Annotated in this window: 8 protein-coding genes and 1 pseudogene; 8 read left to right on the forward strand and 1 reads right to left on the reverse strand. The window is 60.2% G+C overall.

From position 1 onward, the window contains the following. Positions 1-63: 63 nt before the first annotated feature. A complete protein-coding gene (locus BLU15_RS28825) occupies positions 64-639 on the reverse strand; it encodes a TetR/AcrR family transcriptional regulator (RefSeq protein WP_090300104.1) in 576 nt (191 codons plus the stop codon). 712 nt (positions 640-1,351) lie between these two features. Between BLU15_RS28825 and BLU15_RS28830 the strand changes: the two genes are divergently transcribed. The 8 genes and pseudogenes from BLU15_RS28830 to BLU15_RS28870 form a co-directional block, all read left to right on the forward strand. After that, positions 1,352-1,975, forward strand: coding sequence for a hypothetical protein (locus BLU15_RS28830; RefSeq protein ID WP_090300060.1), 624 nt, complete (start codon positions 1,352-1,354; stop codon positions 1,973-1,975). 805 nt (positions 1,976-2,780) lie between these two features. Continuing rightward, complete coding sequence (locus BLU15_RS28840; RefSeq protein WP_090300064.1) at positions 2,781-3,092, forward strand: hypothetical protein; 312 nt, start codon at positions 2,781-2,783, stop codon at positions 3,090-3,092. A 1,060-nt stretch (positions 3,093-4,152) separates the two neighbouring features. Then, positions 4,153-5,178, forward strand: coding sequence for a BMP family protein (locus tag BLU15_RS28845; protein ID WP_090300066.1), 1,026 nt, complete (start codon positions 4,153-4,155; stop codon positions 5,176-5,178). A 124-nt stretch (positions 5,179-5,302) separates the two neighbouring features. After that, entirely contained in the window at positions 5,303-6,832 is a 1,530-nt protein-coding gene (locus tag BLU15_RS28850) for an ABC transporter ATP-binding protein (protein WP_090300069.1), read from the forward strand. Continuing rightward, positions 6,822-7,871 carry an ABC transporter permease gene (locus BLU15_RS28855; protein WP_090300071.1) on the forward strand — a complete coding sequence of 350 codons (1,050 nt, stop codon included), beginning with the start codon at positions 6,822-6,824 and terminating at the stop codon, positions 7,869-7,871. Before BLU15_RS28850 ends, BLU15_RS28855 begins: the two co-directional genes overlap by 11 nt. A gap of 1 nt (position 7,872) precedes the next feature. After that, the gene (locus BLU15_RS28860; RefSeq protein ID WP_090300073.1) at positions 7,873-8,814 is read left to right on the forward strand and encodes an ABC transporter permease; all 942 of its coding nucleotides are present in this window, start codon (positions 7,873-7,875) and stop codon (positions 8,812-8,814) included. After that, positions 8,811-10,103: an amidohydrolase family protein gene (locus BLU15_RS28865; RefSeq protein WP_090300075.1), complete on the forward strand. Its 1,293-nt coding sequence runs from the start codon at positions 8,811-8,813 to the stop codon at positions 10,101-10,103. Before BLU15_RS28860 ends, BLU15_RS28865 begins: the two co-directional genes overlap by 4 nt. Positions 10,104-10,204: 101 nt before the next feature. Next, positions 10,205-10,489: pseudogene (locus tag BLU15_RS28870) on the forward strand (dihydrodipicolinate reductase C-terminal domain-containing protein); the annotation flags it as partial. Positions 10,490-10,784 lie beyond the last annotated feature (295 nt).

Raw genomic sequence — 10,784 nt, forward strand, 5'->3', positions numbered from 1 at the left:
CCGCCACAAATGCGTTGAAATTTATGTCGTTGGCGCTGCGCGGCCAATTCCGATTTTTCGAGATTATTTTGCCTTTGCGGCCATGTTTTTTGCATGGCCTAGTGCATCCATCGCCGCGTCAATAATGTATCCGCGCCATTCCCGCGCTTGCCCAATCTGAGCAGCCTGGACAGCAGTGACGCTGAGACCACTAAATGCGGTCGTAACCCGGATAATTCGTTCGAGCTCCAGATTCGTGAGGTCAATGCCGAGTGCGGCATAGAAGATGAGACCGATTTCGCCTAGCACCGGATCAACCGTATGTTCAGTCGCGGCGATGCGATTGCCGAGGGCCGATACGCCTGGACAATCGAATGCAAAATCGACGGAGGCTTCGACTACCGCTCGATCACGTTCAGCGCCGACAGCAATATGGTCCACATTCGCCAGAATCGCCTGCGTATGCTCGCATAAAGCCTTTATGACAGCGTCATATATCGACTTCTTGCTTGGGTAATGGTGCAACAGCCCTGCCTTGGAGTACCGAACAGCATCTGCAATTTGCTGAATTGAGGTGTGTTCGAATCCATGCTTGGCGAACAGGCCCGCGGCGCGATCAACGATTTCTGCGTTAATTTCAGATCTGGTAGGTCTAGGCATCAGGAAAACGCTATCTGGTTGAAGCAAGGGAGTCAAATTTGGAGGTACAAAACAGGCTACGCAACCTCCCCCCGCGCTTTCAAAAGCGCGATTTATTGCCGCTGCGGCGCTCTAGGGAACTGCTGGCAGAGCACTGGGTGCACCGCTCTTTCCAAGCGTCGTTTAGTATTCGTCAGGCCTGCCACCAAGAGGAGAGCCGTCCCGGCTTTGAGTGACGGCGCCTTTCGGGTCACGTCTAGCTGTGAACGGAGCGTGGCGTACGAACGGCCGGCGATAATTCAGCAATACTTATGCGATCAACAGTTGGCTACATGGAGAGCCGGCAAAGCTACGCACTTGACGCATCGCACTGTTTTGAGCTGTTCGACGCTCACCTTCATGAGCGGGTTTCGTTACGGCGGGACATCGAATCCGGCTGATTTCGCCAGATATGTCCGGGCTTCGACAAAGGCGCAGAAGAGCGCCGACGAGGACCCCCCCCCGGAAGGGCAGCCAATCCCATACCCTACAGTTTCTTCTAACACACGCCTAGGGCGAACGACCTGCAAGCCCCAGTTGGCCGACTTACTATCGTATTGACGTCCGTCGAAACGGCTTATATACCAAAACGGTCGGTAGCAAACCGATTCGGTCGGTCGCGTTGCGTTGGGTAGCGGACCCAGGCCGGTCGCAGCGGGCAGCGCATTGTCCGTCTCACATCAAAGGGAAAAGCATGACTTTGTTGGCAGACGCGTTTTCAATTATCAAAAGGCACAGGAAAGCGTTCATAGGTTTGAATGTCGCCTTCTACGGCCTTTTTGCGTTCAGTATGGCCGTCACGTTGCTCGTTCCTGAAATCCAGCTCCACTTCAAAGGGGACATCGATCAGGCGTACCTGCAGCCCGGTATTTTCAAGACGGTTGGCGACGCCTACGCCAGCAAGAATTTACCTGTTGCTATAGGTCTCACTTTCACGATCAACTTTATCGTCGCATCCGCCATGACGACGCTGCCTTCGCTAATCATTCCATTTGTTGGCATTCTCGTAACTCTGCATCGCGCATTGCTATGGGGCATCATGTTCGCCCCGATTGGCCCCTACAATGCAATATTAATTCCGCACTCGATCACGCTCCTGATCGAGGGGCAGGCCTATGTGCTTGCGGCCTTTGGCGCCTATGTTCACGGCAGAGCTTTTCTGCAAATCAGCCACTATCGGCTGAGCGCTCGCTGGGAAGCATGGAAGGCCGGGCTCCACCTCGTCGCCAGGCTCTATGTACTCGTGATCCTCGCTTTGTTCGTGGGTGCAATCTACGAGGTCTTCTCGGCGATCTATGTGATGCCGTATCTCGTCTAAACCGAGGCCATACGACACGGCCTAGAACGATCATACGGACGGCAGGGCCACGATCGGCATCCAGAGGCATGTTCGTGTTCAAAGCAGCCGGTAAGCCCACCCATACGCGCCGACGCTCTATCGGCACCGCGTGCTCGCTAATCCATATTTAAAGATCTGAGGTTTTTATGTTCAAGGGATTGATCCTTGCCGTAGCGACAATCTTGTCGACCACTCACATAGCTGTCGCATCCAGCGATTCCGCATGGAACGAATTGTTCGCCAAAGCAAATAAACGATGTACTGACCAGTCAGGAATGGCAGCGTCTATAGCGTCAACGCCGGCAATATTTGGTGACCGGGTCGACAAAGTTGCCGTCCTGCTGAGGGGGAAGATAGGAAAGGGGAAGTCCAAACAAATCGTCGACCTTATTTGTCTGTACGACGTGAAGTCTGGAGACGCGGCGATTTCCGATTACGGTTGGCTTGCAGCGAGCCCGCGGTAGCGAACAGGGCGCCGCTAGCAAGTCGCTACGCTTCAGACAAACAATTGCACAGATGACTTGCGCCGTCCGGGCAGTCAGCAGCCTGGTTTTCCTGTGATCCTGTCGGGACGAAACGTTTCGGCGACGACATGTCGCCGGTCGAGGACCGTCGACCCCCAAACCCCTATCAACATGGACGCACGCGTCCGTTCCGAGACATTCGTTCAAGTGGGGCGCCGCCTTCCAGGCAGCCTACCGGTGGCGTTCGCCGCCAATTGGATGGGGCCGGAAGCGTGTGCCTTAAACTGACAATCACAACCAAGCAAGGATGAGAAAACTACATGGACCAGTTCGAAATGAAGACGGTCACTCGGGCGACGCTCTCGATCGGCGGCGTGATCGTGCTCGCCCTGACGCTCACCGGATGCATGTCCGCGGAAGAGCAACGCCGGGCCAACTTGTATGAGGACGGGAGCACATGCTCCGATTTCGGTACGCGTTATGGGTCGCAGGGATATACCCAATGCATGCTCCAGCAGCAACAGCGCCGGGATCAAGAGCAGTTACTTGCTGCGGAACGCGCACGCATCACGTCAGAGACCACACTTAACAACCTCGAAACGATGAGAAGGCTGCAGGAGGGTAAGAGGTGATGGGGGATTGGGTCACGCCAGTTGTGGTGACCCACCAGCCAACCGCCCCTTGAGGCGGCGCAGACTATGCTCGAGCGGATCGCGGAAACGAAACTGCGGGTCCGCTTCGTTTCCGCGATTTCGAACATCATCTGCCATGTCTTCGAGAGAGGCCTATTCATTAACCTGTCCCGTTCAGGCCAGGTGGTCCGGTAAATTGTCAGGGTCGAAACTCGAGGGCAGCGGCTCATCCAAAGTGAAGGTTCGCCTGATACCATGTCGATCCGCGACCAGAACGGAGGTGTCGCGGGAGTCGACTCGCGCAGTTTCTGTCGGCAACCGTCGCACGGCGTTACCAACTCCTCCCCATAGCCGACGACCACCACGGCCTGCGGCAATACATCACCAGAGACCGCCGTGCGTTTTCCGGAGGCGGTCCATTGCATTCGTCGCTCGCCGCACCCGCTCGTTAAACAGGACTTCGTCCTCGCGGGATGCACTGCTTCCTGGTGGTTTAGATGCGATCTCTTGTTGAAGGGTAGACTGCGCACAATGCCGGCGCATCATTTCGCTTCGGAACGAACCGCACGTAGGCCTCCTGGACGATGTCTTCCGCGTCTTATCTGGATCCGACAATGGGCTTGGCACACTCGATCAGTGCGGTGCCTGAGGTACATCTGGTACCGCTCACCGTTGTTTCCTACACCCATGAAATCACTCTGAACGTTAGCGATGGAGAGCGGAGGCGTTCTTCACAGGGAAAAGGCCCCCGGTTCGGAGAACCCACCGCACCCGTCGCCACCAAATCAAAGATGACCATTATAGTCGAAGTTATAAATCGATGTACGCCCAGAGTGTAGGCGCGCCGACAAACGCGACCAATGACGACCACGCTTGGGGTGGCTCACACCGGGCGTTCACGATCAAACGGCCATTGCGCTCCCACTGTTTGTTTTCATCTCCTGAAAGCGCGGTGATCTTTCCGCGGGACCCAATTGCTGCCACCCCCAACTTCACTTACATTGACCAAGTGGTAAAAAAGACGCGTTCCAACACGCGCAATCAATCAGAGGGGAATTTCATGCATAGCAATTCCTTCAATTCCGCCATTTCCAGAAGAACCCTGATGAAAGTTGCCGGCGTATCCGCCGCAGTGGCTGCGGCGGGTCTACCAGGTCGTGCGCTGGCTGCGGACCCGATCAAGGTGGCAGCCGTTTATACCGTCCCGGTCGAGCAGCAATGGGTCAGCCGTATCCACAAGGCGGCCAACGCCGCCAAAGAACGTGGCGATATCGAATACGTCTACTCCGAAAACACAGCCAACAACGACTACGAACGCGTCATGCGCGAATATTGCGAGGCCGGCAACAAGCTGATCCTGGGCGAAGTCTTCGGCGTCGAGGATGCCGCCCGCGCCGTCGCCAAGGACTATCCTGATGTCGCCTTCCTGATGGGCTCGAGCTTCAAGCCCGATGCCGCCGTGCCCAACTTCTCGGTGTTCGACAACTACATCCAGGACGCATCCTACCTGTCCGGCCTCATCGCCGGGGCAATGACCAAGTCCAAGAACATCGGCATGGTGGGAGGTTATCCGATCCCGGAGGTCAACCGGCTGATGAACGCGTTCATGGCAGGCGTAAAGGAAGTTGCCCCGGACACCAAGTTCCAGGTTGCCTTCATCGGCTCATGGTTCGATCCGCCCAAGGCGAAGGAGACCGCATTCGCCCAGATCGATGGCGGTGCAGACCTCCTGTATGCCGAACGTTTCGGTGTGTCCGATGCCGCCAAGGAAAAGAAGATCCTGGCCATCGGCAATGTCATCGATACCCAGGCGGACTATCCGGACACGGTTGTCGCCTCCGCGTTGTGGCACTTCGAACCGACGCTCGACAAGGCGATCGCCGAAGTGAAGGCCGGCACATTCAAGGCGGACGACTACGGCGACTATTCCTTCATGAAGAACGGCGGCTGTTCGCTCGCACCTCTCGGCACCTTCGACGGAAAGGTTCCCGACGACGTCAAGGCCAAGGTCGCGGAGAAGGAAAAGGCGATCAAGGGCGGCTCTTTCACCGTCGAGGTCAACGACGCCGAGCCGAAGTCGAGCTAGCCTGTCCTCCCGTTCATGGGACGGTGATGGCCGTGGCGGGCGAGGAACTCCCTCCGTCGATAGCGACCATGACCTCCCTGGACGGGAAAGGAGCCTTCCCGCAACGCCACTTCCGGTCACCGCCGTGTCAAGCACCCCTGCCCTTCGTCTGTCCGGCATCAGCAAGCGTTTCGGCCCGCTCAGGGCCAACGATGCCATTTCCTTCGAGTTGAAGCGGGGCGAAGTCATAGCGCTTCTCGGCGAGAATGGCGCCGGCAAGACGACGCTGATGAACATTCTCTTCGGTCACTACGTCGCCGACGAAGGGACCGTGGAGGCCTTTGGCAAACCTCTTCCGCCCGGAGATCCGCGCGCTGCCCTTGATGCCGGCATCGGCATGGTCCACCAGCATTTTACCCTTGCCGACAACATGACGGTGCAGGAAAACATCGCGCTTGGCACGCAGAGCCTCTGGCGCATGCGGCTCGACCGGACCGCAGCGCGACGACATATAGAGCAACTCTCCAGCGATTTCCGCCTCGCCGTCGATCCCGCAGTCACCGTCTCCACCCTTTCGGTCGGCGAACGCCAGCGCGTCGAGATCCTGAAGGCGCTTTACCGTGACGCCCGCGTCCTGATCCTCGACGAGCCGACGGCCGTTCTGACACCCGCCGAAACCGACGCGCTGTTCCGGACACTGAAGCTGCTGGTCGCCAAGGGCCTGTCGATCATCTTCATCTCGCACAAATTGCACGAGGTGATGGCGGTCAGCGATCGCGTGCTGGTGCTCCGCTCCGGCCGGCTCGTCGGCGAGCGCGACACAGGCTCCACCGATCGCAAGGAACTGGCGGCCCTCATGGTTGGCCAGGAGGTCAAGCCGGCGCAGGTCAGCCTGGTGAAACCGGGTGCACCGCTGCTGGCGCTCGAACGCGTCTCCACGACGCCGTTTAACGGCTCCGGCCTCGATAACGTATCGCTCACGCTCACAGCCGGCGAAATCACCGGGCTTGCCGGCGTTGCCGGCAATGGCCAGGCCGTCCTTGCTGCCCTCATCGCCGGCATCTGGCGCCCGACGAGCGGGCGCATCTCCATCGCCGGGCAAGACGTCGCCGACTGGTCACCCCGCGCAGCCCTCGCCCATGGCGTGGCCCGCATTCCGGAAGACCGCCACGCCATCGGCAGCATCGGCGACATGAGCGTGACGGAGAATGTCATCGCCGAACGCTACAGGAGCCCACGGTTCAGCCGCATGGGCTTCCTGAACTGGAAGGCATCCCGCCAGTTCGCCGAGAAACTCATCGCCGACTACGAGGTCAAATGTCCCTCGCCCGAGGCAAGGATACGGCTCCTCTCGGGCGGCAACATGCAGAAGCTCATCCTCGGGCGGGCCCTTGACCCAGACCCGACGGTCATCCTGGCAAGCCAGCCGACCCGCGGCCTCGATGTCGGCGCCGTCGCCTATGTCCACCGCATGCTGCTCGAAGCACGCGACAGGGGCGCGGCAATATTGCTGATTTCGGAAGACCTCGAGGAAGTCCTGGCCTTGTCCGACCGCATCATCGTCATGTCCAAGGGACGCCTTTCGACGCCGTCTTCGCGCGGCGAGCGGAGCATTCGGGAACTGGGAGAGTTGATGGCAGGCCATAGCGGGGAGCACAGCGACCATGCGGCTTGAGCCGAAGTCGGCACCGTCCCTGGCGGTCACCCTGATGTTTCCGCTGGCGGCCATCGCCACGACGCTTTTCCTGATATCGCTGTTGGTGCTTGCCGCTGGCGCCTCGCCCCTCTCCGTCTTCTATCTCGTGGCCAAGGGTGCGGCCGGCTCACAGTTCGCGCTCGTGGAAACCTTGACCCGCGCGACGCCGCTGATCTTCACCGGCCTGGCCGTCGCCGTCGCCTTTCGGGCCAAACTCTGGAACATCGGCGCGGAAGCCCAACTCTACATCGGTGGCGTCGTCACCGTGGTGCTGGGAACCGGCGCACTGCCGTTGCCTTCGGTCATTCTGATCCCGGTGATCATGATCGCTGCCATGGCCGCAGGTGCGGCTCTTCTGCTCGGCCCGGCGGTGCTGAAGACCCGTTTCGGCGTCGACGAGGTGGTGACCACGCTGCTGCTCAATTTCATCGTGCTGCTGTTCGTGTCGATGCTGCTTGAAGGCGTGCTCAAGGATTCGATGGGACTCGGCTGGCCGCAATCGCAGAAGGTCATCGCCGAAGCCCAGCTGCCGCGCATCATCCAGGGCAAGCGCCTGCATTATGGCTTCGTCATCGCCATCGTTTCGGCCGTTCTCGTCTGGCTCGTCATGAAAAAGACGGTTCTCGGCTACGAAATGCGTGCCGTCGGCCATAACCCGGAAGGCGCGCGGTTCGTCGGTATCCTGGTCAATCGCACGATGATGAAGACGGCGTTGCTTTCGGGCGGTCTGGCGGCACTCGCCGGCTTTTCCGAAGTCTCGGGGCTCAAGGGCAACCTGACGCTCGATCTGTCGCCGGGCTACGGCTACAGCGGCATCGTCGTCGCCATGCTTGCCATGCTCAATCCGCTCGGCGTCATCGCATCGGCCATCTTCGTCGCCGGCATCTTCGTCGGCGCCGATGCCATGAGCCGTGCGGCCAAGGTGCCGAGTTACATAGCGGACGTCATGGTCGCCACCTCGCTTCTGACGATGGTTGTCGCGATCCTTCTGACGCGCTACCGGATCAGGTGGAGGTGACATGGACGCGCTTGAAATCCTCTTCACCGCCTCGTTCTGGGTTGCAGCCATCCGCATAGCGTCCCCACTGATCTTCGCGACCATGGGCGAGTTGATCTGCGAGCGCGCGGGCGTCCTCAACCTCGGCATCGAGGGCATCATGACGGCAGGCGCTTTTGCCGGCTGGTTCACCGTCTATTCCGGCGGCGATCTCTGGGCCGGCTTGCTGGTCGCTGCCCTTGTCGGCGGCATGTTCGGCCTGCTGCACGCCACGCTCACGGTACCGCTCGGCCTGTCGCAACACGTCGTCGGTATCGGCGTTACGCTGCTTGCCACGAGCCTTACCTATTTCACCTATCGCCTTGTGCTGCCCGAGGTGACGTCGCCGCCCAAGATCGAGCCGTTCCAGCCCCTGCCGATCCCGGGCCTGTCCAGCATTCCCATAGTTGGCGAGGCGCTGTTTACCCAGACGCCGCTTACCTATCTCGCATTCGTATCGGTCGCAGCCGTTGCCTGGATACTCTATCGCACGCCAATTGGCCTTGCCGTTCGGGCTGCCGGCGAAAACCCGTCGGCGGTCGAAGCACAGGGCATTTCGGTCACCGGCATCCGCATGGGCGCCGTCGCCGTCGGCAGCGCGCTGATGGCGGTCGGCGGCGCCTTTCTCACCACCTCGGCCTTCAACTCGTTCTTCTTCCAGATGATCAACGGCCGCGGCTGGATCTGCATCGCGTTGGTCGTCTTCGGTTCCTGGCGACCAGGAAAGGCGCTGATCGGCGCAATCCTGTTTGCCGCCTTCGATGCCTATCAGGTTCGCCTCCAGCACATTTCCGGCGGCATCGTGCCCTATCAGGTTTTCCTGATGATGCCCTATGCGCTATCGATCCTGGCACTGATCCTGGTCGCGCGGCGCGCGACCTACCCCAAAGCTCTGATGATCCCGTACCAGAAAGGCGAAAGATGAGTTTCGATCTGATCGTAAAGGGCGGAACGCTGCCCGATGGAACCATCGCCGATATCGCCATCAAAGGTGACAAGATCGCGGCCATCGAGCCAGGCATCGATGCAGAGGCTGGTCGTGTCATCGATGCCTCGGGCAACCTCGTCAGCCAGCCCTTCGTCGACCCGCATTTCCATATGGATGCAACACTGTCCTACGGCCTGCCGCGCATCAATGCCTCGGGCACGCTGCTCGAAGGCATCGCGCTTTGGGGCGAGCTCAAGCCGATCCTGACCCATGAGGCCGTCAAGGAACGTGCGCTGGCCTATTGCGACTGGGCCGTCTCGATGGGCCTGCTCGCCATCCGCACCCATGTCGATACCTGCGACGACCGACTTCTTGCGGTGGAGGCGCTGCTCGAGGTGAAGAAAGAGATCGCGCCCTATATCGATCTCCAGCTCGTCGCCTTTCCGCAGGATGGGCTCTATCGCTCGCCGAATGCGCGCGAAAACACCATCCGTGCGCTCGACATGGGCGTCGACATCGTCGGCGGCATTCCGCATTTCGAGCGCACCATGTCCGACGGCACGCGGTCCGTGACCGAGCTTTGCGAGATCGCCGCCAAGCGCGGCCTGATGGTCGACCTGCATTGCGACGAGACCGATGACCCGCTATCGCGCCATATCGAGCAGCTAGCCTATGAAACCCAAAGGCTCGGCCTGCAAGGCCGGGTCGCCGGCTCGCACCTCACCTCGATGCATTCGATGGACAACTACTACGTCTCGAAGCTGCTGCCGCTGATTGCGGAAGCCGCCGTCTCGGCGATCCCCAATCCGCTGATCAACATCATGCTGCAGGGGCGGCACGACACCTATCCCAAGCGCCGTGGCATGACGCGCGTGCCCGAGATGCTGAAGGCCGGCATCCGCGTCGGCTGGGGTCAGGATTGCGTGCTCGACCCGTGGTACTCCCTCGGCACAGCCGACATGCTCGACGTCGCCTTCATGGGATTGCACGTCGCCCAGATGTCCTCGCCAGCGGACATGCACTCCTGCTTCGACATGGTCACCAAGGTAAATGCCGAGATCATGGGGCTCGATCATCTCGGCCTGGCCGTCGGCAGATCGGCAAGCCTTGTCGTTCTCGATGCAGGCAACCCCATCGAAGCGGTGCGCCTGCGCGCCGAGCGGCTCTGTGTCGTGGCGAAGGGCAAGGTCGTGGCTGAACGCGAGAAGCGCGATACGGCCCTCTCCATCAAGGGCCGTCCGGCGACCATCAACCGCCGCCACGTCGTGCCACCGCAAGCGCGTTGAGCGGACTGGACAAGAACAGAGCGGCCCCGCCGCCACCGCGGCCTGGAAGGCTAAGCTCAAGATCGAGGACAAGGGCAACATGGCCAAGGACAGGCTCCGACGTAGGTGAAGCCGCTGCACGCGGCCGTGGCGTCTCGCTCTCATCAGTCGAGCGGCGAAGCCGCGACGGCATCGTCGGCGAGCGCCCGCTCGGGGAGATCGGCTTTTCGGTCCTGCGGGGTGGTGGCATCGTCGGACAGCATAGCGTTGTGTTTGCTGCCGGCGAGGAAGTGGTGACGCTTTCACGTTCTGCGCTCGATCGCGGCATGTTCGCGAGAGGCGCGCTGGCCGCCGCCGCTGGGTCGTGGGGTGAACTGCCCCCCAATTCGACCGGACAGTCGGCATAAGCAGAAAGGCTCAAGCACAGGCTTGAGGACATGTGTGGACGCCTCCGGGCGCGCAAGAAGAATCTTTCGGGTGTGACGTCAAAGTTTGGTGCGGACATGTGTTCGGCTTCTTGTGCGGCAGAACACCGCCGCCAGCCAGTATGGATTACGCGAGCTCGGTCCACTTCAGGCTTGCGTGCTGCTAGCACTTATCCTCAATCTGGTTTTCCGAGCTCCGTTCAAACTCTTCGGCCATGCCATCCTGAGACCTTCCTCGCTACGCGGGAATTTACTAGACGGGCTGCATGTAGGACCC

It is taken from the genome of Ensifer sp. YR511, assembly GCF_900103045.1.
Taxonomy (GTDB): Bacteria; Pseudomonadota; Alphaproteobacteria; order Rhizobiales; family Rhizobiaceae; genus Ensifer; species Ensifer adhaerens.

Bases quoted from the DNA above. Each gene is read 5' to 3' on its own strand.
- BLU15_RS28855 (WP_090300071.1), top strand. From the start codon at position 6,822: ATGCGGCTTGAGCCGAAGTCGGCACCGTCCCTGGCGGTCACCCTGATG.
- BLU15_RS28840 (WP_090300064.1), top strand. From the start codon at position 2,781: ATGGACCAGTTCGAAATGAAGACGGTCACTCGGGCGACGCTCTCGATC.
- BLU15_RS28865 (WP_090300075.1), top strand. From the start codon at position 8,811: ATGAGTTTCGATCTGATCGTAAAGGGCGGAACGCTGCCCGATGGAACC.
- BLU15_RS28845 (WP_090300066.1), top strand. From the start codon at position 4,153: ATGCATAGCAATTCCTTCAATTCCGCCATTTCCAGAAGAACCCTGATG.
- BLU15_RS28860 (WP_090300073.1), top strand. From the start codon at position 7,873: ATGGACGCGCTTGAAATCCTCTTCACCGCCTCGTTCTGGGTTGCAGCC.
- BLU15_RS28825 (WP_090300104.1), bottom strand. From the start codon at position 639: ATGCCTAGACCTACCAGATCTGAAATTAACGCAGAAATCGTTGATCGC.
- BLU15_RS28830 (WP_090300060.1), top strand. From the start codon at position 1,352: ATGACTTTGTTGGCAGACGCGTTTTCAATTATCAAAAGGCACAGGAAA.